Genomic DNA, 23,964 nt, shown 5'->3' on the forward strand with positions numbered 1-23,964 from the left:
ATAAAAGTACATGACTGGACAACCAGATAGAAACAATCTCGATAAATACCAGGGCTGCCTGCTGGGCCTGGCGGTGGGCGACGCCGTGGGCACGACGTTGGAGTTCCGTCCGCGTGGCTCCTTCGAGCCGATCGACGACATGGTCGGCGGCGGTCCATTCGGACTGAAGCCGGGACAGTGGACCGATGATACTTCCATGGCGTTATGTCTGGCGGAGTCCCTGCTAACCAAACAGGGTTTTGACGCGGCGGATCAGATGACCCGCTATAGCAACTGGTGGCAGTGGGGCTATTTCAGTAGCACCGGAAACTGCTTTGATATCGGCAATACGGTGCGCGGCGCTCTCCAGCGCTTTCTGGACAGCGGCGAGCCTTACTCCGGCTCACTGGACGCCCATAGCGCCGGCAACGGCTCCATCATGCGCCTGGCGCCGGTCGCTATGTACTACAGCCCCCGCATTGAGCAAGTAGTCAAGTATTGTGGTGAAAGTTCGCGCACCACTCACGGCGCTGACGAATGCGTGGACGCCTGCCGCTTGATGGGCGTTATCCTGCATCAATTACTCGTCGGCGACGCCAAAGAGGACGTGCTGGAAGACCCCATGTACGTGCCCTACACGGACAAAGTCGCCCAGATTTCCATGGGGGATTACCTGAATAAAAGCGAAAGCGAAGTGCGCGGGACTGGCTACGTGATTGACGCGCTCGAAGCCGCCCTGTGGTGCTTCGCCCATACGGATAACTTCCAGGACGCGGTGCTGAAGGCGTCAAACCTTGGCGACGACGCCGACACTACCGCCGCCATCGTCGGCCAGATCGCCGGCGCATACTATGGCGTCAACGGTATTCGCCAGGACTGGCTGGATAAACTGCATATGCGCGACGACATCGCCGCCATGGCGGAGCAGTTGCACGCAGCGCAGCCGGCGAAAGAACCGCAGGCATAACGTCCGACATCTATACAAGGAGTTTAGAATGCCACATCCCATGCAGGATCGCTGGTTCATGCCCGCCCCCCAGGCGGGCAAAGCGATCAGACTATTCTGCTTTCCCTACGCCGGCGGCAGTCCCAATGCTTTTCGAAGCTGGGTGAAGCGTTTTCCAGGCGACATTGATGTCGTGGTGGTGCGTCTGCCCGGTCGAGAAAATCGCATCAGCGAGGCGCCTTTCAGCGAATGGCCGCCATTAGTGGAAGCCGTGCTGCAAGCGATTGTACCCTATCTGAACCAGCCTTTCGCTTTCTTTGGCCACAGCCTCGGCGGCCGCGTTATCTTCGAATTGACCCGACGCCTGCAATCCTATGGCGCGCCCTTGCCTGAACATATGTTTATTTCCGGCTGTCGCTGTCCTCATCTGAGCAGTAGCCAGCCGTTCATACACCAGCTGCCAATGGAAGGGCTGATAGAAAGAATCCGCCAAATGAACGGAGCCCCGGAGGCGGCGCTACAGGACCAGCAATTGATGGCGCTGTTAGAGCCCATGTTGCGTGCGGACTTCAAGCTTTCCGAGTGTTGGAGCGGCGACAAATCACAGACATTACGGGTTCCCATCACCGCTCTAAGCGGGCAGGACGACCCTATCGACGCGCCCGCGCGCATGCATGAGTGGGAAGATTACACCAGCAGTCGGTTTCAATTGCGCACGTTCCCCGGGGACCACTTTTTCATCCGCAGCAGCGAACAGGAAGTCACAGCCTTTATCAGCCAGGTACTCTTGGAAAACGCATTGCTTCCGGCTTAAGGCTGGACGCATGCGTCAATCCCTACTGGAACCTTTGTCTCAACGCCGCTAAACTTTTGCGTTTTCCACATCAGGTTTACCCAGTTCACCTCGGATACGGTCATGTAATGGCGATCGCACCCTCAATATCAGCTTTTGCTACGGCGTCTTAACTGACGACAGTATTGCTTCGTCTCTTCTTCAGCGCATAGCAAGCTGACTCTTTTGAATCTCCGCAAGACGTTTTCCTGTGGAGGAATCAATACGGATTTTGTTTTTGAGGAGGCGGTATGTTTATCCGCAAATATCCCCGCACGCCCCACCTGCAAGGGTCGCGGCTACAGCCGGGGGACAGCGCATCGGATCAGGTTCCCTATTCGCAACTGGCCGGACGTTATCTGGTCATCGAAGAAAAACTCGACGGCGCCAATGCCGGCGTCAGTTTCGACGCATCCGGCGCATTGCGTCTGCAAAGTCGCGGGCATGTGCTGACCGGCGGCGGTCGCGAGTCGCAGTTCGCGCAGTTTAAGTCCTGGGCCACAGTGCATCAGGAGCGTTTGTTCGAAATTCTGGGAACCCGTTACACCCTGTACGGGGAATGGATGGCGTCGAAGCACACGGTGTTTTATGACCGCTTGCCGCATCTATTTGCTGAATTCGATATTCTCGACACCGAGACGGGCGAATTTCTCTCCACGTCGGCGCGTCGACGCATGCTAAAGGATTCACCGGTGCTTTCCGTTCCGGTCTTATATGCCGGACTGGCGCCCAAGCGCTTGGCGGAACTGCAAAAACTGGTGCGCCCATCGCTGGCGAAAACCACACAATGGCGCAACAGCCTGGAGCAGGTCGCACATCAGGAAGCGCTGGATTTTGATCTGGTTAAACGACAGACCGACAACTCGGATTTGTCCGAAGGACTGTATATAAAAATCGAAGAAAACGGACGTACCGTCGGCCGTTTGAAATGGGTGAGACATGACTTTATTCAGGCCATTCTGGATAGCGGCAGCCATCACCTGAACCGTCCTATCTTTCCCAATCAGCTGGCGCGGGGCGTGGATATGTACGCCTCACAGCTTACCTTGAAGTGGGAGGACCTCGGCCACGATGAGCCGGATTCTCAGGAGCCGGGCGCCACAGAGGAGGCATGCTCATGATCAGCTACCAGCAACTCCAAAACTGGATGCCCGCCGATGGCGCCGAGCCGGACTGGCGCGCACTGTGGGAAGGCCTGCCTGATCTGCAGCCTTTGGCGAGCACGCCCCAGGACCCGTATTACCATGCGGAAGGGGACGTGTGGACGCACACCAAAATGGTAGTGAATGAGCTGTTGGCGGGGGAAACCTATCAGCAGGCGGATGCGGAACAGCGCTTTGTGCTGTTCTACGCCGCCCTGTTGCATGACATCGCCAAACCGGCCACCACTATCGTGCGCCCGGACGGCGGCGTCGGCAGTCCCCGACACTCCCGACGCGGCGCAGTGGACGCCCGGATACTGCTGTGGCGAGCCGGCGTTCCTTTTGCCTTGCGGGAACGCATTTGTCGCATTATCGCTCAGCATCAGGTTCCGTTTTTCATCTTCGACGATCGTGCGCAACGACGTCCGGAATTTCTGGCGCATCGTATGTCCTGGGAAGTTAGTCTGCAGGAACTGTATGCGGTGGCGCTGGCGGACATGAGCGGCAGAACCTACGAGAAGAAAGACGACAGCATCGCGGACATCGCGCTATTCAGGGAGTTAGCGGTGCAGGAAGCCTGTTGGCGACAACCGCGCGCGTTTCCTGACGCAGTGATTCGCCAGCAGTATTTCCGCTCCGACGGCGCCACAGCGGCGGATTATGGATACCAGCAACCGGAAGGCTCCGAGGTGGTCTTGTTATGCGGACTGCCCGCCTCCGGCAAAAACACCTGGGCGAGCCGACATCGACCTGACTGGCCTACCGTCTCCTACGACGACGCCCGTGAGGAGATGGGCCTCAAGTACGGCCAGAACGAAGGCAGAGTCGCGCATCACGCCACCGATATGGCTAAAGAGCACTTGCGGCGCAAGCAGCCCTTTGTGTGGAACGCCACGCATCTGTCACAGGAAATGCGCAGTAATGCTTTGGACCTGTTGTACGCCTACCATGCGAAAATCCGCATCGTCTATCTGGAAGCTGGAGAGAAAACCTTGCGCGCCCGCAATCGCAAACGGGATAGCACGGTCACCGATAAAGTGATCGACCGACTGCTGTACCGCTGGGAAATCCCGTTGCCGAGCGAAGCGCATTGGGTGGAGTACGTGGTAGAGGATTGATAGCGGCCAAATAAGTCCAATCAATGCATCCCGTTTATCGCCGGATGCATTGAGTCAGACCCATGAGGTTAGGTAACGAGCTCCCCCTCTTCAATCCCCAAAAAACCGCCGGTCTGATGCGCCCATAGCTGGGCGTAGATACCGCCGCTATTGATCAAATCCTGGTGTGGGCCCTGTTCGATGATGGCGCCTTCGTCGAGCACAATCAGGCGATCCATGGCGGCAATGGTGGAAAGACGATGCGCAATGGCGATAACGGTTTTACCTTCCATCAGTTCATACAGGCTGCGCTGTATCGCCGCTTCCGCTTCGGAGTCGAGCGCAGAAGTGGCTTCATCCAGAATCAGGATCGGCGCATCTTTCAACAGGACGCGGGCGATGGCGATACGTTGACGCTGTCCGCCTGAGAGTTTCACTCCGCGCTCGCCGACCTGGGCGTCGTAGCCTCTTCGGCCCTGGGGATCAGACAAAGTCTGAATAAAATCATGCGCCTCCGCCTTTTTCGCGGCGGCGATCATCTCTTCTTCCGTGGCGTCAGGACGACCGTAAAGGATGTTATCTCGCACGGAACGATGCAGCAGTGACGTGTCCTGCGTCACCATCCCGATATGCTCGCGCAGGCTTTCCTGGCTGACTTCGCTGATATTCTGGCCGTCAATAAGAATCCGTCCCTGCTCCAGGTCGTAAAAACGCAGCAGCAGATTCACCAGAGTGGATTTACCCGCGCCGGAACGCCCCACCAGACCGACTTTTTCGCCGGGCTTGATATCCAGGGTTAGTTGTTCGATGACGCCCTCGCCTTTGCCGTAGTGAAAGCCGATTTTGTCGAATCTGATATGCCCCTTGGACGCCTGCAGTTGTCGCGCATCGGGCCGGTCCGTCACTTCCTGCGGCTTGGACAAGGTATTGATGCCGTCCGCCACGGTGCCGATATTTTCAAACAATGCGCTGACTTCCCACATGATCCACTGCGCCATGCCGTTCAGCCGTAAAGTAAGACTCACTGCGATGGCGATAGCGCCCACCGTGATCGCGCCCTGGGTCCACAGCCAGATCGCCAACGCCGTAATCACAAACGTCAGCAGATAATTCAGGGTATGCACGCTGACGTTAACGCCCGTCACTAATCGCATCTGTCGCCTGACTGTCTTTAGAAACCCCTCCATGCTCTCTTGCGCATAATCCGCTTCCCGCTGGGTATGGGAGAAGAGTTTTACGGTAGTGATATTGGTGTAGCTATCGACGATGCGGCCCGTCATTGCTGCGCGAGCATCCGCGTTTTTCATCGAGTTACGCTTGAGCTTGGGAACAAAGTAAAGCTGCAGACAGACATAAGCGCCCAGCCAAACCATCATGGGAATCAACAAGCGCGAATCCGCATTGCCAATCATCACCAGCATGGTGCTGAAATACACCAGCACATACACCATGATGTCCAGCAGCTTCATCACGGTTTCCCGCACCGCCAGGGAGGTTTGCAGCACCTTGGTGGCGATGCGGCCGGCGAAGTCATTCTGATAGAAAGATACGCTCTGCTTTAGCAAATAACGATGCGCCTTCCAGCGAATCTGCATGGGATAATTCGCCAGCAATGTCTGATGAATCAACAGCGCCCGGAATAAAACCCCAATAGGCAGGCCCACCAGCACCACCACCGTCATGATCAGCAAGCGGCCGCCCTCCTCCTGAAACAACGTCTCAGGATTCTTGTCCACCAGCCAATCCACCAACTGCCCCATGAACCCAAACAGAGAGACCTCCAAAAACGCCAGAAACGCGGAGGTCAGCGACATCAGGACTAACGGAATCTCCATTCCCCGCGTGTAATAACGGCAAAACGCGAACAACCCGGCAGGCGGCTGCTCCGGTTCCTCAGGGGGAAAGGGCTTAATAAACTTTTCAAACAAACTCAGCATAGAAACAATCCACATCCATCGGATCAAACAACAGGGTTATCAGTGTGCAAAGCAGCGAAGAACAAAGAGCGATCGGAGCATGCATAGCGCCCGAAAAGTGCGGCGAAAAGCCAGAGACAAATCAGATTAACCAAGGATGGAGGGAAATGTAAGGCGGGTTATTGCTTACCGTTATAAACAAAAAGTACGCCTTTGGTCAGGACTGACGCTATCTTATGATATTAACCATGTCATAGCCTCGCTGTCCTCGTTATTCCGCGACAAAAAGTAATGATGAAACAACTCTCCTCTACTGATTTCTACAACCTCAATAGCGAGCAATTGTTTCATCAATATCAAAGTCTGTCCTTCGAACAAGTGCATGCAGCCTGGCTGGATTACCTGCCAGCAACTCCCGGGCGCGCCTTGGACGTCGGCGCGGGTTCCGGCCGCGATGCAGGATGGTTGGCGAATAACGGATGGTCCGTCACCGCCATTGAACCTTCGGACAAACTTCTCGCTAAGGCCATAGCACGACACAGTGAGAGCCAGATCCAATGGTTGTCGGATACTCTTCCTGATTTGGAGAGGCTACAAGAAAGTAACAGCTACCATCTTATTCTGGTCAGCGCAGTCTGGATGCACCTCACACCTGCGCAGCAGACTCAAAGCTTGCAAAGACTAAGGCGGCTGCAAGCGCCAGATGGCGTGATAGTCATCACATGGCGAAATCTCGCCGATGAGCAAGAGCGGCGTTTTTATCCGATCGAAATGAAAAACTTTAAAAACGCCCAAATTTATTCAACGACCGATATCGGGCTACGCGCCAACGTTGAGTGGACAACCGCCGTGCTCAGGAATACCCCATGAGTCTGGCCTATTACGAAGCAAAGTTCGGCGAGCTGAATCCTAACCGTAGAAAAGGCGCGACCAGCCCACATAAAATCGCTATGTTGCTGGCGGTAATGGCGCTGATCGAGAAAGGCGAGCTACAAGAAAACCGCATCTATTTTGACGCTACGCTGACTGAAGCGTTTACCCGTCAGTTTGACAAACTAAAGACCAGCACAGACCGCAATAACCCTCATTGGCCTTATCTTCACCTGCGTAGCAGTGGAATTTGGCATCATCATCCAAAGCCCGGGCAAAGAGAGAACTGCGCCAAGATGGCCCTCTCCGGACCAGGAGCGATCCATAAACATATCGCCTTTGTTACTTTGGATGACGAACTGTTCGAATTACTGCAAAGTAGTTTCGTCCGGGAGCTACTAAAAGCAGCTCTTGAGAAGAATTTCACGATTGACGCCAGCAGCAGGAAAAGCATTCTACGTGAGGGCGATGGTTGGGACTGGCTGGAACGAGAGGCCGTCGTTCAGGATTACTTTGCTATGCTCAACAAGGAGCTGAGGTCTGAACCCTATACCAAAGCAGCCCACCGTAGATTACTGCAAAGCAAGCTCGATAACCGCTCAGAGGGCGCCATTGAATTTAAACATCAAAATATAAGCGCGGTTCTAGTGGAACTTGGCTTGCCCTATATCCTCGGCTACAAACCGGCGTTTAATTATCAAAAGTCTCTGAAAACCACCATTCTGGCCCATCTTGCAGGCAACCAAACGGAAATAGATATCCTCAACCAGTCCGCAGAAGCTGAGCCCAACTCCAATACCAACATCATCGACTGGGGTTCGGTGCTGGATCACGATATTCCAGAGAAAGTGCGCGCAGCCGCAGAGCAGGCACGCCCGTATCTAGCCTGCAAACCTAACTACGCCGCCAAAGAAGCAAATAATCGCAGGCTGGGAGAACAAGGGGAGGAATTCGCGCTGCAATTTGAACAATATCGTCTTACGAAGCTGGGACGGCCGGATCTCGCTAAAAAAGTAGAATGGACCAGCAGAGAACAAGGCGACGGTTTGGGCTTTGATATTCTCAGCTTCGATCCTGTGGAGAACAAAGAATTATATGTTGAAGTGAAAACGACCAGCTCAGGCAAGTATCAGCCGTTTTATATTAGCGACCGTGAACTTACGTTTTCCCAAGAGATGGCGGCGTCTTATAAGCTCTATCGCGTTTATGAGTGGCGTATGAAGCCCCGGCTCTTCATTTTGTCCGGGGCGGTGGATGATTACGTCAGTTTGCGGGCCCGAAGTTACGAGGCCAGGTTTAGTTAGCCCCACAAGCCGCTTCCAGGATATCTCTCAGATAAGTAGAAAAAGGGGTAGAACTCAGTCTCCCCCTTTTGCCCATCAACTAAACTCCGTCCCACCCTTCCGGCACAAGTACGCGGCGCTCACGGATTTCAGACAAACGCGGCCGAGTTCCGGGTCGCGTCTTTCTTTGGTCGGTGTGATGACGATACCTTCACGGATGTGATCGGCGTCGAGTTCGGTGGCGCCGTCGGTGAATGCTTGCATGACGTCCTGTGAGAAGGGACCGCGGTAGAGAACGGGAACGGTTTGTACTCCGAGTTGCTCCGCCATCGCCTGCAGTGCGTCGAAGTCGTGGTAGCGTTGGGCGCCGCGGTAGCCGCTGGCGAGGGCGAACAGGCGGAAGCCGAGTTCTTTGCCATACGCCAGATCCTGAACGCCTGGACCGAATGTTTCACCCAGGATAAACAAGGGCTCATCTTCCACCTGCAATTCGCCGCTCGCCAGCAAGGCGTCAATCACCGCCACCATGCCGGTAGTGGCGCGTACGTATACATTCGCGCTGTTGCCGTCGGTATTCGCAAGCACCAGGCCTTTGGCGCCGAGACCTTTGGAAAAAATCAACACGTTGCGTTTAACGCCGAACGCCTCTTGGTGAGCGTCTTTTTCTGGCAAGATAGCGACGCCGGTGAATGTGCCGTGCAGCTTTTCGGTGAACACGACTTCTTCGCCGTCCTGCAAAACATCCGGATAGGACTTCCAGTTTTCCACATCAAAATGGACGGTTAAACGCTGCCCGGCGTTAAAGATATCGCCCGCCATGGAGGTAGGAATCGGCGGTTCATATTTTTGTACGCCCAATAGCTCTGCGACGCACTGGCCTTCTTCCACCGGACTCAAGCGCGTCAGTTCGGAGTCCCCGTCGCTGTGTTCAATCACGGCGGTGTCGCCTTCCATACGCACGGGATAGCAGACGCCCTGGCTCAGTTCACCGCGCAGTTTGATGGCGGTGATGCGATTGCCGTCTTTGCCGTTCAGGCGTCCAACGCCTTTCTCGGCGTTCCAGAAATTCAGCTTTTTCAATAGCCACTGCGGCAGCAGCGAGGCCTCTGGGATGTAGGCGATCAAGTCCCCGGATTGGAACTCGCCTTTTTTAACGATGGAGCGATAGCCGTCAATCACGGCGAACTCAATAGCGTCCGCATTCGGGTGCGGTTCAATGTTGCGAATGCGTTTTATAGGTACGGAAAATTTAGACATAAAGTAAGCGTGCCTGCTTCATTCCCGCCGGGTGACACGGGCGGCGGGATACTAATAATCGATAAGTTTTTTGTGTTTTTTTAATCGCAATGCGTGAATTGCGCCCAGCATTGTATGCGTTACGCCGGAAATCTTCTAACTAATACTGTGATAGGCTATTCGATTCCGACAGGAAAATACGACCCGAGCAAGTCGGACGCCCCACTTTCATGCACGCCGCCAACAGGAGTAGACTTGTTCCTTTTGGGGATCAGGCAGAGGCTTTTTCAATGAGTGATTCGGCATATCAAAACCATTTATCCATCCTGCGTAAGCGCTTTGATCAGGCTCTGCTTGAGACGGACTTCGACGGCGTCATCCTGGCGTCAGGTCGCTTGACCTATTATTTTGGCGATGACCACTCCCACCCTTTTCATCCTTACGCCATGGCGCAACAGTGGGCGCCTTTCGACTTGATGCCGGATGTGTTTATCCACCTTCAGCGTGGTGAAACGCCGCGCCTGTTATGGCCGGCGAAACAGGATTTCTGGCATGTGGTGCACGCTGTTCCAGAGGGCGGTTGGAGCGATCAATGGCGCATAGAGCCTGTGAGTTCCCTACAGGAATGGCTGCCGCAGATCAGCGGCAAAACCGCCTGGATCGGCCCGGAATATAACGAGGCGCCGGGACTTAATCCGAATCTGAGCGTCAACCCGGAAGCACTGCTGCATAGACTGAATTATCAGCGCGCCTATAAAACCGAGTTTGAAATAGACTGTTTGTGGCGCGCCAACCAGGCCGGCGCAGCGGGACACAAAGCGGCGCAGGCCGCGTTCCTGGCGGGGAAAAGCGAGTGCGACGTCTATCGCGACTTTCTCGCCGCCAGCGGTCAGTTATCCAATCAGGAGCCCTATCCCGGCATCGTGGCGCTGAATGAAAACGCGGCAGTGCTGCATTACGAGAAGAAAAACCCTCTAAAGCCTGACGCCATGCGTACGCTATTGATCGACGCCGGCGCCGCATACGGCGGCTACGCCAGCGACATCACCCGTACTTACACCGCGGCTAGCGGCTTGTTCGCCGAGCTGATCGAGCGCGTCAACACGCTGCAACTGTCCATCGCCGCTCAGGCCGTGCATGGCAAAGCCTTCAGCGAATTGCATCAGGCCACGCTGGCGGGCGTCGCCAATATCCTGCATGAGACTCGCATTTGTTCTTTAAGCGTTGAAGCGCAGTTGGACAAGCGCATCCCACAGGTGTTTTTCCCTCATGGCCTGGGACACCTGCTGGGATTGCAGGTGCATGACGTTGGCGGTCATCAGCAGGATCAGACAGGGACTTTGCGCAAACCGGACGAGTCCGCGCCATTCCTGCGCCTGACCCGCACCCTCGAAAAAGATATGGTGATCACCATCGAGCCGGGCCTGTATTTCATTCCCATGCTGCTCGACAACATGGTGAAAAATATCTCCGGCCACAGCTGCGACCTGGAACTGATAGAAACACTGAAGCCCTATGGCGGCATTCGTATCGAAGACAATGTGGTGGTGCAGGAAGGACGCAGCCGCAACCTGACTCGCGAGGCGTTCTCCGAGCTTCTGGCTTAACCCCCGCTGCTAACGGATTCGTCAGCGCTCAGCGCGCGTCGGTTTTCTCCCGCTTCGGCAAGGGGAATAACATACCGACGCGCCGCCTGTAATCCAGATAGGTCCGCCCGAATTCGCGGACCAGATCCCGCTCCTCAAAGTACAGTCCAATCAAGATATAGAGCGTCATGCCGCTGGCGAAAACACAGTGCCCCAGAGTAGCGACCGAGGTGGACCACATGCCCACCAGGATGCCGCTTTGAATAGGGTGACGCACCACACGATAGAATTGAGTGACGCGAAACTCCGACGCCGGCGTCGATTGCCCCCGGAATTTGCGCCACGGCTGGCGCAGGCCAAACAGTTCAAAATGATCGAGCATGAAGGTGGCGAGAAACATCACGCCCCATCCGGCGAAGGCCAGAGTCAGAAAAAACACTCTGGCCGACTCTCCCTCTATCGACCAGACTACTGAGGGCAGCGGCGCCCAAAAATAGAAAACCGCGGCTAAAACCAGCGTGGTGGCCAAACAATATGTCGCACGTTCAATTGCAGGAGAAATACGACGCGTCAGCCAGCCTTTGAATGACCGCCGCGCCATCAGACTGTGTTGAATTCCAAACAGCGCCATCAGACCTATATCAATAAACAGAGCGGTCGGGGTATCCAGCAAGGGACCGTCATTGATCGCTTTAGGGACCGGCAGCCCATTGATGAAGCCGATGAAATAGAGCATCGCCCCCACCCCGGCAAGATAGCAAACGGAGGCGTACGCCAGCTCCGCCATGACGATGATGCGAGCGTTTTTCATAACGGACCTGGCTCCCTGGCGCGTTTGGTTTAGAAAAGTATGCGCCGACTATTGTGACCGGCGCGCGACTCAGGAAACAGGGCGAGAATTACCGGTAAGCTGACTGCCTCCTACTATTAATCAGGCAGACAAATAGCTTCCTTCTATTTGTCTGCAACGACAGGGCCTGCACATGTCAGGCCCTGTCTCCCGCGGCTTAACGCCGCGCAGGCGCGTCCATGCGCCTGATGATTAACATGCCAATATCATTGCCATGTTAATAATGCATCAGAGCCGGCGAGTAATACCCTCGCTCCGCCGCTTCCTGCAGAAACCACGTCAGCGCTTTATTGGCGGTCCAGCCGCCGGGACAGTCCACGCGATCCGCAATCATGAACAGACACAGCAATTGCATGTCCACCTTCGACGCCATCTTCCGCCAGGCTTTGTCGCTGGGCGGTTGTCCCTTGGTTTTGGATATATACCAGGGCAAATTGATGTCGTGGTACTTCACCAGATTAACGAAACGCTCTTCAAACTCGCCGTATAAAGCCAAGTTTTTCAGCGACTCCTCTGGATTGGCGGAGCCGTTGATCTTGCCAATATCGTGCACTCTGGCCAGGGCCTCCAGGATATTCTTCTCCGTCTCCGTGCAGCCGTTCAGATCCGCCAGCTGCAACGCCCGGGACGCCACCATTTCACAGTGGACCAATGCGTTATCCGCCGTATGCCTTTCAGGATTAAGCGTCACATTGGCCAGTTGTGCGTAATCCCGCTGGAACGCGTGGGTATTCAACGCCGCAAACATTTGATGTCTCCTCTTGTTCTTTTAAACCAGTTAATCCAGTGATTTAGAAATCGCAGAAAGCGCTTCTCGCCAGTTCAACGCAGGTTCAACCCAGTCAGGCGCAGGCTGTGATTTAAGCTGCTCGCCGAACAGGTACAGATGCGGCGCCAGCCCATGCAGATGTCGCAGGACATCCAGTCGATCATCGACAAAATGAGTCAGACCCAAGTCCGCGCAATGCCCTGCTTTTTCATGCCGCTTAAAGCAAAACCGCAAATGATGGCCTGGTATGCCGGTTCGTTCAAAAAACCGGTGATGCGCCAACCACAACCGTGTTTTGTGCTGGGTGTTCTTACCTGCTTTGGACACCAGCCAGACTCGCCCTTCGAACACCTCGACCAAGCGAGTCAGGCTTTCAATCGCCCCTTCCGCCGGCGGCGTCTGCAGCGCCTGTTCAATGCCTCCCGATAAAAACGCCGTGTCCGACTTCCCATCTTTCACTGGAGAGATAATTACTCGGCCGATATCGACCCCTAATTTGTGTATATGTTCTATTCTCGTATTCATGTGGAAATCATATCGGCGCAGACTCTAGACAAGAACTATTGTTTATGTAACGACTATATAAATAAGTTATAGTTGGCCATTTATTCCGAACCCTAACGCCAGCCACATTAATGAGCAGCGCCCTGAATAAAATGGAACTATGAAAAGCGACTGGATTGAGTCTTTTTTAGTGTTTAGTGAGTGCATGAACTTCACTCACGCAGCCGAACGCCTACACATCTCTCAGCCCGCATTGCACGTGAAAATAAAGAAGTTATCCGAGCAGTTGCAGACGCCGCTCTATCGCAAGTCCGGCAAGGAACTGGTGCTGACGGAGGAAGGCAAAAAAGTGCAGACCTTCGCCAGAGAAATACGCGATCGCTCCAGCACCTTCTTTGAAGAGCTTCGCCATGGCGGTTCAGCGCAGCCCGTTGTACTCGCCGCCGGGGAAGGCGCTTTCCTGTATTTGCTGGGCATGGCAATTCAGGATTTCAAAAACATAAGTGAGCACCCACTACGTCTAATCACCTCAGACAAAGCGGCGACCATCAGCGCCGTGGAGGATGGTTCGGCGCATCTCGGCGTCGCCGCCCTGAGTGCAAAACCAGAGGGGCTGGAACTAACCTTGCTGACGGAAGTGGAGCAGACACTGGCTGTCCCCACGTCTCACCGGCTGGCGAAACGACGTCACCTCAGCCTCAAGGATCTGAACGGAGAGAAGCTGATTCTGCCGCCACCAGGCATGCCGCAACGCATGGCGATAGAGCAGGCGTTGATGAATAACGACGTCGCCTGGACGCCCTCTGTGGAAGCGCGCGGATGGGAGCTGATGCTGCACTTCGTAAAGCTGGGCGTGGGCGTCAGCATCGTCAACGGCTGCTGCAACATCCCCTCCGCCCTGACCGCCATACCCATCCAGGACCTACCGAAAATCTCTTACTACATCATCGAACGCAAAGGCCGGTGGAAAACCACCGGCGCGCAGGAGTTAAAAAGCTGCCTGTTGAAGCACAAGGGAGACTGGCGGGAGCGGCGTGGGGGCTAGAGCGTTACCTCATGAACGATTGGTTTTCCTTCACGATAAAGCTGTAACTGCTTTTCCATATTTTCGAGGGCCTCTTTAGCATCCAAGTTGTCTTCCCTGAGCTTTTCTATGGCCGACTTTTGCATGGACACCGCCGTGTCATAACGTCCGTCGCTGGCATAGGCTGCAGCTAACGTATCAAGCACTGCACTATTTCGCATTTCACTTGGAATACCTTCCACTATGGCGATCGCCCGCTTTCCATCGCGAATGGATGAATTACTCGACGTCGCCAACAGCCACGCAAAATTATTTCGAATACGCTCATCCCCTCCTTCTAGAGCGCGTTCATACCACGAATAGGACTCCTTAAGGTTTCTAACAACAAATTTTTCCGTGAGATATAAGTCCGCAACGAAGCCTTGCGCTTCAGCGTCACCTTGCAGCGCGGCAGGGAAACAGCTTAAAAATGCCTTTTCAGGCTGCGCATTCTGCACGCCTTGTTCACATTCCAGCAGCGCCTGAGATTTGACGCCGTTATCAGCAACTACGCCGACAACCAATGTTGTCACAGCAATAAAATTAACAGCCATATGCATCAGGATTGGCGCATAGAGGCCTCCAATATAGCGATACAAGATCGCAGCGATAAACCCTAAAACAAAGTAATACGGATAGAGGCTTTGGTTACTATGCATCGACATAAAAATCGCGGCCTGGATTATGTTAGCGAACCAAAAGCCGACATAACGCTGGGTAGCGTTGAGGATCACTCCCCGACATAGAATTTCTTCATATATTGGAACCATGACGCCGAACAGCAGCAGGCTGACGGCTAATCCATAGGCCTCATAAGTGGACTTGATATAGTCGTTGACATCTGCGATCACGATTAATTTCAGATCAGGAAGACACAGTATCGGCGTCATAAACAACAGCCCTGCCGCTAACGCTAAGGGCGTCACAATTCCAAGTAAAACGTGGCGATAGCTGTGGAATATTCCTCTGCGTAAAGTTCTCCCCGTCACACAAATGACGCTGACAAACATAACCAGAACAAAGATCACCATATAATTCGGACCATTGCCGCTGGGCGCCTGCATCACATTCTTTTGGCTGGTCGCTCCGGGATAGAAGTACTCATATAAAACGCTGGAAACCACCAACACCAGTCCCAGTAAAAACCACGCCAGACCCAAGCCCCACCCACTAAATATTGGCTCATTCGGTGAGTTTAGGAACTTGTTCCTGCGCATCCGCCATAGCCCTATGTAGTGAACTGGTAAGAAAATGCACAACGGCGCTAGAGCCAGAGCCAAATAACGACAAAGGCTATATAAAAGTACTTGAGGATTTTCGACGAATATTTGTGCGGCCGCTCCAGGATACTTTATCGCCAGGTCGAACCAATACAGCAAAAAGGGGTCTCTCGAGTAATGACCGACCGCAAAGGCGCGATAGGCTTTGACAGCATTCTCTTCATCGCCGGATTCAAGCTCGTATTCGAGCCAAAAAGCGCTAAGTTCGGGACTCTTACTGTGGTAGGCGCTATCGAGTTTCTCTTGCATCAACTCACGTAACGCGCCACTTTCCTTGAGGTGCGCCAACAACCTGGCGTGCGATAAAGCGTGTAGATTTCCTCGCTTTTCTTCATCAGTATTAGAGAATATTTTCGCGGCTTCTTCGAGCAAGTCGGCTTTAACGAAAATTTTAATCGCCAATGTTCTTTCTTCTTCAGAAAAGCTCATCGGTATGATTTTTTCCGCAAAAAGCTTTGCATGCTCTACTTCATTGTTCTTTGCGTAATAATCAACAATCGCCTCCGCCAGCCGCACACTGGGCTTTTTTTGAAAGGTGGACACGGCATAAACAACTGATTGAGCCTTATATTCCTTGTCATAACGAAGGGAGTACGCCAGTTGCTCATACAGCTTGGAGATATCCGTAGCATCCCAATCTTCAAGCGCAATTCTGTTTAGCTCCACAGCCTTATCCAATAGAGATTCGCCATACTCGCTTTCCAATAGATACAACTGAGTGACGGGCTCCGAAGAGTATCGGGACGATAGTTCATCCAGGCACTTGGAGTAATCTTCCTCCGCGGGCTCAATGTAGAGGTCTTCAAGGTAGGTCGCGTTTTCTATGAACTGGCAAAGCGCAATCAAGTCCTCTGCGCGCTTAAACGTAGATGTATCGAGGCTGGATAAAGACGCCACCTCTTTCTGATAAAGACGCGTTACTTCCTTTTCAAAATCTGCAAAGTCGGGAGTCGCGCCAAAGGTGGAGCCGGCGTAGAGGAACACGCCCAGCAGCAGGGAGAGTAAAACTTTCATGGGATAGACTGCGTTGGTTCAGGGAACCGGCAATCTACTCCAGCAAAGAACGGGAAACCAGCTCGTTTGTGTTACTCGTCCCTGATGACGAAAGCCTGAATCCCATTTTGATAGAGAATGTGCGCGGCGACGTCGTTGCGACGGCCGCCTTCCTGCGACAGGTAGTAGATAGCGGACTTATCCAGCCCGGAAATCTTGTCGCGCAAATCCGCCAGAGGCACATGCAGACACTTGGGCAGAGGTGAGTGTTCAAACTCTGCGGTGGAGCGTATGTCCAGCAGAGTGGACTTGGAATCTTCCGCCGCCCGTTTGCGATATTCAGTCAGAGACACATAATTCACCAGCGGGTCATGCAGCAGGCTTTGGAAAGACTTCTTATCCAGGCGCGCCAGCACGCCGTCTTCGCTCATGATAATCGTGGCGGAACGCACGGTATCGGACACCAGCGCTTCCTCACCGAAATACGAGCCCTTGCTGACGCGAATGGGCTTACTTTCATCGCCGCCAATGAGCACGCGCGCGCCGCCGTCGATGAGCAAGTAGAAATAATCGCCCTCATCCCCTTCTTTGATAATGACCTGGCCTTTCTTGACTTCAATTCTTTCAAAGCGGGCGAATACTTTCTCCACATTGGCGGGCGGCAGGTTGAAGAACAACGGAAACTCCAACAGGCTGGCCATCCAGTCGAAGTAGGCTTCGTCAAAATCCGCGCCGTCCTCTTCAACAACTTCCGCTACGTCTTCCTCTTGTTCCACTTGCAGCTTCTGTTGCTGGACTTTCTCCGCCTTCGCCGCCTTTTCCTCCTGGTCCTGCCTGGCTTCCGCTTCCGTCCACGCCAGGGCGCGATCCAGGAATACGCCGTCCACCGCCAGCATGTGGCCCGGCTCCTGCGCGGTTACCGTCACGCCCTCAGGCATCTTGCCATTCAAGGGAAACAGGCAATCCGGATCAGCGCTGTCGATGGTAGTGGAGGAAAGAATATTCTTCTTAATTTTCAACGCGCCCTTGAGCAGATAGTAAGTATCGGTGCGCTTGGCGGATTTATCGAAAACGACCTCTCCACCGCCAAAGGTCATGACTTTGCTGCGCTTGATCACTTGATTCAGGTATTTCTTGGATAGCTGACTTAACGGGGAGTACCTGGACATCAACTGATCGGTGATGTTCATACTGGCGTGTAGCGACATGGGGACTACTCAACTTATAGGTGAATCAATGTTGTCTACAGAATTAAAAATAGCATCAAACTCAGGCAACCGTTAACCTGCGTTTCTCGCGCCCCGCTCTATTACGGAGATCAACTCTGACATGGTTTCGTTCACCCTGACGCCGGCGGTTATCTGGGTCTTCAGCCTCTACGCCCTGTCACTGGCCAGCTTGATGGCGACGCGCTCCAGCCGGCTTCCCGCTTATGCCTGGACGCTTCCCGCCGCAGCGTCGCTGGGAGTCGCATTTTATTTCGGTCTTGCAACCTGGATCGCACTATTGCCTTTGGCGGCGTTATGGGCTGCTGGAGTGGCTATGCTGAAGCTGTCCGGCTGGAAAAAAGCCCTCGCCTGGCTGGCGACGGCAGTGCTGTCTTTGGCGTTAGCGCTGCATCTGGCTCCGGGGTTCGCGCATCAGACGCTGATTCCCACTCTTCATCTCGGCGCCGCCACTTTGCCGTTCGCACTGAGCGCCAAACTGGACAAAGCGCTGGCCGGACTGCTGCTGGTCGCACTTTTTCTTCCCTATCTCCCCACATTACGACAAACCGGCGCCGACCTGCGTCGCCATTGGCCTCTGCTTGTCGCTTCCCTGGGAGTTATATTCGGGATCGGCGCGCTACTGGGCGTCGATCTGGACCCCAAGACCGGAAGTTATATCCTGGTCTTCGCATTCTTTAATCTTTTGGTGACCTGCATCGCCGAAGAGACTTTTTTCAGGCTGTTAGTGCAACGCAGTTTTGTATCCTGCTTTCACAATCTGAACAAAGCGGGACTGTGGGGCGTGTGGGTGGCGGGAACGCTGTTTGGGCTGGCCCACTTCCATACAGGTCCGGGCGCAGCGCTACGTATGGCGCTGATTACCCTGGCCGGCTACTGCTACGCCTGGGTTTACTACAAAACGCAAAATTTCTGGCTATCGGTGTTGCTGCATTTCCTGGTGAATATCATTCATATCAGTCTGTTCGTATACCCTGCGGATTTTTAGGAGTGAACTCATGTCTCCACGCCTGCTCTCTGTATTATCGCCCATGTTGCTGTGGCTCTCAGCCTGCACCGCCGATACTGCGCTTATCCGCCCCCAGGAGAACACGACTTTTTCCGACCTGCGCCTACAGCCGAAGATCACCGACCTGAATGGCTTGCAGTGCGGCCCCGTTAATCCCGAAGAGTTACAACACATACTGCAAACCGGCGAATTCGTCACTCATCGCCAAATACACGATGAATATTCTATCTCCGGCTGCTCCATAACGGGCGCCCTGAAACTCAATGGCGTTTCCACTCCCTTCAGCTTCGACTACAGCGGCATTTTCTATTTTGCGGACGGGCGCATACTCGCCTGCGGCCAAGCCTGCTGCGACGCGGGTTTCGAGCATTGCGGCTGGTATGATCCAGAGACGTTGGAGTAGAGATAAGCATTTGGATTTGAAGCAAAAAAACAACAAATTTCCGCGCCATAATTCGCCACTTTTCTGCCATAATGCGCCCCCTTTCATTTTGAAATGCAGGTTATACTCATTATTAACATGGCAATGATAATGGCCCGTTAATAATCAGGCGCATGGATGCGTCTGCGCGGCGGCTTGCCGCGGGAGACAGGACCTGACATGTGCAGGCCCTGTCGTGGCGGACAAATAAAAGGAAGCGATTTGTCTGCCTGATTAATGATTTATAGGGGCATTTAACGCCTGCAGCTAACATTCCGGCGCTTCATCCGTAGTATGTTTTCACATCATCTGCGCCTCACTACGACTGAAGGGTTTGGAGGCTCGGCACACACCTAACATTGTCGCTCACGCGTCTTCCGGGGGTTTTACAAGGACATGACAAGCGCAAGATCCGGTTTCCTATTTCTACTCGCTATTAGCGGCAGCGGCCTGTCCTGGGCCGGTCAACCCAGCTTCGATTGCGCCAAGGCGTCGCAGCAGGTGGAACATATTATCTGCGACTCGGAGCCCCTGGCCGCCCAAGACGCCAAGCTCGCCAAGCTGTATGGCAATGTCATGAAAGGCCTGGACGAAAGCGCCAAGGACAAACTGAAGTCCGAACAAAGGGAATGGTTAAGAAACCGCAACCGGGATTGCGACTTGAATGGCGACGCTGGCGAATCCTGCCTGCTTGGCCGTTATCGGCAGCGCAACGCGGAACTGTCGGCGATGCTCGCTTTTGATTCCTCCAACCAGCCTGCTGACGGCGAACTTCGCATCATGCGCATCACGCCCAGCGGCGCGGATGTCCCCGCCGCGCAGCAACTGGTGTTTCAGTTCGACCGCCCCGTGGTCCCGATTGGCCGTATGGAGCGGGACAGCAAAGATATTCCCGTCACCATCACTCCCGCGCTCAAATGCGAATGGCGCTGGCTCAATACCAGCGCGCTGGCCTGCCAACTGCGCAATGAAGATAAAATGCAGCAGGCGACCTATTACGAAATCACCATGCGCCCCGGCATCAAGACTGTTACTGGCGCGCAGCTGAAACAGCCTGTGGAGCACAGCTTCACTACCGCTCGTCCCAAAGTCACCTACGAGCGGTTCGTCAACTGGCTGTCGCCTGGCGCGCCGATGATTCAGGTCACGTTTAACCAGCCGGTCACCAAGTCGTCCGTGGAAAAAACCTTGACCATGAGCGCAGAAAGCACCGGCCTGCCTCCCGTTAACGTCATCGCCTATCCGGATAACCTTCCGCGCCAACAACCCTGGTGGATGGCGATCGCCAACGACGAAGAGCAGCCCAAGGTCAACGACCAACTCACCCAGTTAGATGGCGACGAAGCCCGCTCCGTCTGGGTCATTGAGCCGAAAAAAGAATTGCCGCTGGATCAGGACATCACCTTGCAGATCAAGCCTGGCCTGGTTTCCAGCGAAGGTTCTGAGCCTGGCGCGGAAAACCGGATATTGGAGCGCTTCGACACCTACCCGGACTTTCGTTTTGTCGGCATTCGCTGCACCCCCAAGGGCGCCAACGAAGCGATGGACATAGACCTGGACCTTTTGCTCACCATGCGAGAAGGCTATGAGGAGTTTATCCAGTGCGCCCCGCTGCGCTCAGTGGCGCTGCTGTTCACCTCGCCAGTGACGAATTCCATGGTGCGGGACCAGGTGACTTTCGAGCCGCCTTTAAATGGGGGTCGTAAGGATTATGATCCTTGGGAAAATACTCAGGATTGGACTCACCTGACGTCTCCCCATCGCAACGGACGTTTTTATCAGGTCTGGTTGCCGGAACTACTGAAAGCGGATCAAAAGTACGCCGTTAATCTGAATATCAACGACCTGACCGACGAATTCGGACGCAAGCTGAAAAACAACGTCAAGTTCAACTTTTTCACCGGTCACCGGGAACCCAGACTGGAAGTCGCCCATGACGTGGCGGTATTGGAAAAAGGCGTGGAAAGCGACGTGCCTTTGTACGTCACCAACCTGAACAAAATCGATATCGCCTACAATTCCCTGGGCGCTAACCAATCCGGACGCAATCAGAGAAAAGTGATTCCCGTCGCCCCTGCGGAGGACATTTCCTACGCCACTCCCATGGGCGTGAGAGATCTTCTGGGCGACGCCAGCGGCGTGCTGTTCGGCTCGCTCACACCCAGCCCGACGCCACCGGACTGGTATTACGATCCCAAAATCTTTGCGGAAGTCACCCCTTATCAGGTGCACTTCAAACTCGGCCACTTCAACTCCATGGCCTGGGTGACCTCGTTCAGCAGCGGCGAGCCAGTGGCTAACGCCAACGTCTCTCTGTGGTTCGGCTCATACGAAAACCTGTCCGGCCTGCGCAACCTGAACATCACCGCCAAAACCGACGCCAACGGCATGGCGTCAATGCCTGGTTTGGAGAAGATTGACCCGCAACTGGAAAGCATCTACGGCGGCAGAAGCGCAGACCGCGAAGGCTTCTTCGTGAAAGTGGAGCAGGCCGGCGATATCGCCATCGTGCCGCTGAACAGCAACTTTTCCGTATGGGATCGGGATCTGTATCCCAGCCTGCAGCGCAAAGGCGGCCACGCCCATGCCTGGGGAACCACTGCCCAGGGCGTTTACAAACTGGGCGACAAAGTACAGTTCAAAATCTACGTGCGCGAGCAAAGCAACAAGCACTGGGTTGAGCCCTACGAGTCGAACTACTCTCTGAAAGTATTCGACCCGCAGAACAAAGTCGTCTACGAACGCAACAACATCGGCCTGAACAAGTTTGGCGCCTTTGATGGCGAGTTCACCTTGCCGGAACAGGGCGCCGTCGGCTGGCACCAGTTCCAGCTCACCCTGAACGCGCCTTCCGGCAGTGAAGTGCAGGAAACATCCTGGACGCCTGTGTCTGTGTTGGTCAGCGACTTTACGCCTTCGCCATTCAAAGTGAAGACCGAACTGAACGGCGCCCTGTTCCGCGCCAATGATTCGGTGCAAGTCACCTCTCTGGCCACCCTGCACTCCGGCGGCCCCTACACGGAAGCGGAAGTGCGTCTGACCGCAAAACTGACCCCAACAGAGTTTTCCAGCAGCAACCCGGTCGCCAAAGGCTTTACATTCGGCGGCGACGATAACGCCGGCGGCGAGAGCAACTTGCTCGATATTCGTCGCCAGCTGGATGACGCCGGCCAGTATGTAGAAGCCTTCACCCTGCCGGACAGCGGCGTGTTCTACGGTCGCCTGATGGTGGAAGCAGCGGTGAAGGATGAGCGTGGCAAGTTCGTGGCCTCCTCCACGACGGCGGATTACGCCGGCAGAACCCGCTACGTGGGCCTGCGCAATACTCAGTGGCTGTATAAAAAAGGCGAGCCCGCCCGTCTGGAAACCTTAGTGGTGGATCAAAGCGGCGCCCCTGTCGCCGGCGCGCCTGTGCGCATCGCTATTAATCATCGCGAGTACAAGGCTTCACGGGTGAAAGGCCCCGGCAACGCCTACCTGACGCAAAACATCATGGAATGGGTGGAAGAAACCCAATGCGAGCTGAAGAGCGATACAACCGCCGCCACCTGCGAATTCAAACCGCAGAAGCCGGGGTATTATCAGTTCGTAGCCACCGTTAAAGACACGGAGAATCGGGACCACAGCACTACCTTATACGGCTGGGTGACCGGCAGTGGCTCCGTGGTGTGGGATCAGAGCAACGACGCCACGTTGCAGATCGTTCCCGAGCAGACCAAGTTCAAAATCGGCGATACCGCCCGTTATCTGATCAAGAACCCCTTCCCTGGCGCCAAAGCGCTGATATCAATTGAGCGTTACGGGATTCTCGATAGTTGGGTGCAAACCCTGGATTCCAGCACGCCGGTCATCGAAGTGCCGGTGAAAGCGGACTATCTGCCCGGTTTCTACCTGTCCGTCGTCGTGGTGTCGCCACGGGTGGAGAAGCCGCTGGGACCTGGCCATGTGGACCTGGGTAAACCCAGTTATCGCATGGGCTATGTCGCCGCCAAAGTAGTGGACCCGTTGAAAGAGCTGGATATCAGCGTCGCCACCGACAAAGAGGTGTATAAGCCTCGCGAGCAGGTGAAGGCGAAGATCCGCATCAACCGCAAGAAAACCGACCCAGCTGAAGGCTACGAAATTGCGGTGGCGGTTATCGACGAATCCGTTCTCGCGCTCAACCGCAGCGGCGACAACTATTACGATCCCTACGCCGGTTTTAACCGTCTTGATCAGCCTGATGTGTACAACTACAACCTGATCAGCCGCCTGGTGGGCCGTCAGAAATTCGAGAAAAAAGGCGCCAATCCGGGCGGCGGCGGCGCGGCTTCCGCGCAACTGCGTAACGAATTCAAATTCGTGAGTTACTGGAATCCGGCCATCGAACCCGATGACAACGGCGAAGCGGAAATCGAGTTCAAAGTACCCGATAACCTCACTGGCTGGCGCATCTTCGCCTTTGCGGTGACGAAGGAGGATCGCATGGGACTGGGCGACGTCACCTTTAAAGTGAATCGTCCGACAGAGATCCGTCCGGTCATGCCTAATCAGGTCATCGAAGGCGACCGCTTCAAAGCTGGCTTCAACGTAATGAACCGGACCGACAAAGAACGCACCATCAAAATGGATGTTCGCGTCAAAGGCCCTCTGGCGGAAGGCGCGGAACACGCTTTCACCCGCGAGCTGAAAATCGGCCCGTACAAGCGGGAAAATATCTGGCTGCCCATCGACACCAAAGGCGGCGGCGAGCTGGTTTTCATCGCCAAAGGCGGCGATCAGCTGGATACGGATGCGCTGGAGCACAAGACCATCGTCAACAAACGTCGCTCACTGGAAACAGCGGCGACCTATGGGACCACCACGGCGGCCAGCGTCAGCGAAAACGTGCAGGTTCCAGAAGGTATTTTTGAAGACGTGGGCTACATCGGCGCCGTCTTGTCGCCTTCCGTTATCGGCAATCTCGATGGAGCCTTCGCCTAT

General features: G+C 54.6%; 17 protein-coding genes and 1 pseudogene. 11 read left to right on the forward strand and 7 right to left on the reverse strand.

Translation table 11 applies throughout. The features are described from left to right. Nucleotides 1-10 precede the first annotated feature (10 nt). The 4 genes from EUZ85_RS02150 (at nucleotide 11) to EUZ85_RS02165 (ending at nucleotide 4,017) form a co-directional block, all read left to right on the forward strand. Nucleotides 11-946, forward strand: a complete 936-nt coding sequence (locus EUZ85_RS02150; RefSeq protein ID WP_127974311.1) for an ADP-ribosylglycohydrolase family protein — start codon at nucleotides 11-13, stop codon at nucleotides 944-946. A 28-nt stretch (nucleotides 947-974) separates the two neighbouring features. After that, entirely contained in the window at nucleotides 975-1,739 is a 765-nt protein-coding gene (locus EUZ85_RS02155) for a thioesterase II family protein (protein ID WP_164887420.1), read from the forward strand. Nucleotides 1,740-2,008: 269 nt separating this feature from the next. Next, on the forward strand, nucleotides 2,009-2,878 hold the full coding sequence (locus EUZ85_RS02160; RefSeq protein ID WP_127974313.1) for an RNA ligase family protein: 870 nt from the start codon (nucleotides 2,009-2,011) through the stop codon (nucleotides 2,876-2,878). Further along, nucleotides 2,875-4,017 (forward strand): AAA family ATPase, encoded by a 1,143-nt coding sequence (locus EUZ85_RS02165; protein ID WP_127974314.1) that lies wholly within the window; start codon nucleotides 2,875-2,877, stop codon nucleotides 4,015-4,017. Before EUZ85_RS02160 ends, EUZ85_RS02165 begins: the two co-directional genes overlap by 4 nt. Nucleotides 4,018-4,085: 68 nt before the next feature. On the opposite strand, the gene EUZ85_RS02170 is transcribed toward EUZ85_RS02165, so the two are convergent. Beyond that, a complete protein-coding gene (locus EUZ85_RS02170; RefSeq protein ID WP_127974315.1) occupies nucleotides 4,086-5,933 on the reverse strand; it encodes an ABC transporter ATP-binding protein in 1,848 nt (615 codons plus the stop codon). Between the two features lie 252 nt (nucleotides 5,934-6,185). On the opposite strand from EUZ85_RS02170, the gene EUZ85_RS02175 reads away from it, so the two are divergent. Next, nucleotides 6,186-6,782 (forward strand): bifunctional 2-polyprenyl-6-hydroxyphenol methylase/3-demethylubiquinol 3-O-methyltransferase UbiG, encoded by a 597-nt coding sequence (locus EUZ85_RS02175; protein WP_255509326.1) that lies wholly within the window; start codon nucleotides 6,186-6,188, stop codon nucleotides 6,780-6,782. 80 nt (nucleotides 6,783-6,862) lie between these two features. After that, entirely contained in the window at nucleotides 6,863-8,086 is a 1,224-nt protein-coding gene (locus tag EUZ85_RS02180) for a DUF3883 domain-containing protein (protein ID WP_241566930.1), read from the forward strand. 75 nt (nucleotides 8,087-8,161) lie between these two features. On the opposite strand, the gene EUZ85_RS02185 is transcribed toward EUZ85_RS02180, so the two are convergent. Then, nucleotides 8,162-9,322: an RNA ligase (ATP) gene (locus EUZ85_RS02185; protein ID WP_127974318.1), complete on the reverse strand. Its 1,161-nt coding sequence runs from the start codon at nucleotides 9,320-9,322 to the stop codon at nucleotides 8,162-8,164. Nucleotides 9,323-9,591: 269 nt separating this feature from the next. On the opposite strand from EUZ85_RS02185, the gene pepQ reads away from it, so the two are divergent. Continuing rightward, nucleotides 9,592-10,908 carry a Xaa-Pro dipeptidase gene (pepQ, locus tag EUZ85_RS02190; RefSeq protein ID WP_127974319.1) on the forward strand — a complete coding sequence of 439 codons (1,317 nt, stop codon included), beginning with the start codon at nucleotides 9,592-9,594 and terminating at the stop codon, nucleotides 10,906-10,908. Between the two features lie 28 nt (nucleotides 10,909-10,936). On the opposite strand, the gene mddA is transcribed toward pepQ, so the two are convergent. The 3 genes from mddA to EUZ85_RS02205 all read right to left on the reverse strand — a co-directional run bounded on the left by mddA (nucleotide 10,937) and on the right by EUZ85_RS02205 (nucleotide 13,031). Continuing rightward, nucleotides 10,937-11,698, reverse strand: coding sequence for a methanethiol S-methyltransferase (gene mddA / locus EUZ85_RS02195; protein WP_127974320.1), 762 nt, complete (start codon nucleotides 11,696-11,698; stop codon nucleotides 10,937-10,939). 256 nt (nucleotides 11,699-11,954) lie between these two features. Continuing rightward, a complete protein-coding gene (locus EUZ85_RS02200; RefSeq protein WP_127974321.1) occupies nucleotides 11,955-12,485 on the reverse strand; it encodes an HD domain-containing protein in 531 nt (176 codons plus the stop codon). Nucleotides 12,486-12,515: 30 nt separating this feature from the next. Then, nucleotides 12,516-13,031, reverse strand: a complete 516-nt coding sequence (locus tag EUZ85_RS02205) for a hypothetical protein (RefSeq protein WP_127974322.1) — start codon at nucleotides 13,029-13,031, stop codon at nucleotides 12,516-12,518. Nucleotides 13,032-13,170: 139 nt separating this feature from the next. On the opposite strand from EUZ85_RS02205, the gene EUZ85_RS02210 reads away from it, so the two are divergent. Next, nucleotides 13,171-14,055, forward strand: a complete 885-nt coding sequence (locus tag EUZ85_RS02210) for a LysR family transcriptional regulator (protein ID WP_127974323.1) — start codon at nucleotides 13,171-13,173, stop codon at nucleotides 14,053-14,055. Here EUZ85_RS02210 and EUZ85_RS02215 read toward each other — a convergent pair. Together EUZ85_RS02215 and EUZ85_RS02220 are read right to left on the reverse strand one after the other, a co-directional pair. Continuing rightward, nucleotides 14,052-16,367, reverse strand: a complete 2,316-nt coding sequence (locus tag EUZ85_RS02215; RefSeq protein ID WP_127974324.1) for a type II CAAX prenyl endopeptidase Rce1 family protein — start codon at nucleotides 16,365-16,367, stop codon at nucleotides 14,052-14,054. The two genes, EUZ85_RS02210 and EUZ85_RS02215, sit on opposite strands and share 4 nt — an antisense overlap. A gap of 71 nt (nucleotides 16,368-16,438) precedes the next feature. Further along, nucleotides 16,439-17,554: a cyclic nucleotide-binding domain-containing protein gene (locus tag EUZ85_RS02220; protein WP_127974325.1), complete on the reverse strand. Its 1,116-nt coding sequence runs from the start codon at nucleotides 17,552-17,554 to the stop codon at nucleotides 16,439-16,441. Between the two features lie 121 nt (nucleotides 17,555-17,675). Here EUZ85_RS02220 and EUZ85_RS02225 point away from each other — a divergent pair, with 121 nt between their 5' ends. The 3 genes and pseudogenes from EUZ85_RS02225 to EUZ85_RS02235 all read left to right on the forward strand — a co-directional run. Next, complete coding sequence (locus tag EUZ85_RS02225; protein ID WP_127974326.1) at nucleotides 17,676-18,560, forward strand: CPBP family intramembrane glutamic endopeptidase; 885 nt, start codon at nucleotides 17,676-17,678, stop codon at nucleotides 18,558-18,560. Between the two features lie 10 nt (nucleotides 18,561-18,570). Then, nucleotides 18,571-18,984 (forward strand): hypothetical protein, encoded by a 414-nt coding sequence (locus EUZ85_RS02230; protein WP_127974327.1) that lies wholly within the window; start codon nucleotides 18,571-18,573, stop codon nucleotides 18,982-18,984. Between the two features lie 414 nt (nucleotides 18,985-19,398). Continuing rightward, a pseudogene (locus EUZ85_RS02235) lies at nucleotides 19,399-23,598 on the forward strand (MG2 domain-containing protein); the annotation flags it as partial. Nucleotides 23,599-23,964: the final 366 nt, after the last annotated feature.

The organism is Hahella sp. KA22 (assembly GCF_004135205.1).
In the GTDB taxonomy this organism is placed as follows: domain Bacteria; phylum Pseudomonadota; class Gammaproteobacteria; order Pseudomonadales; family Oleiphilaceae; genus Hahella.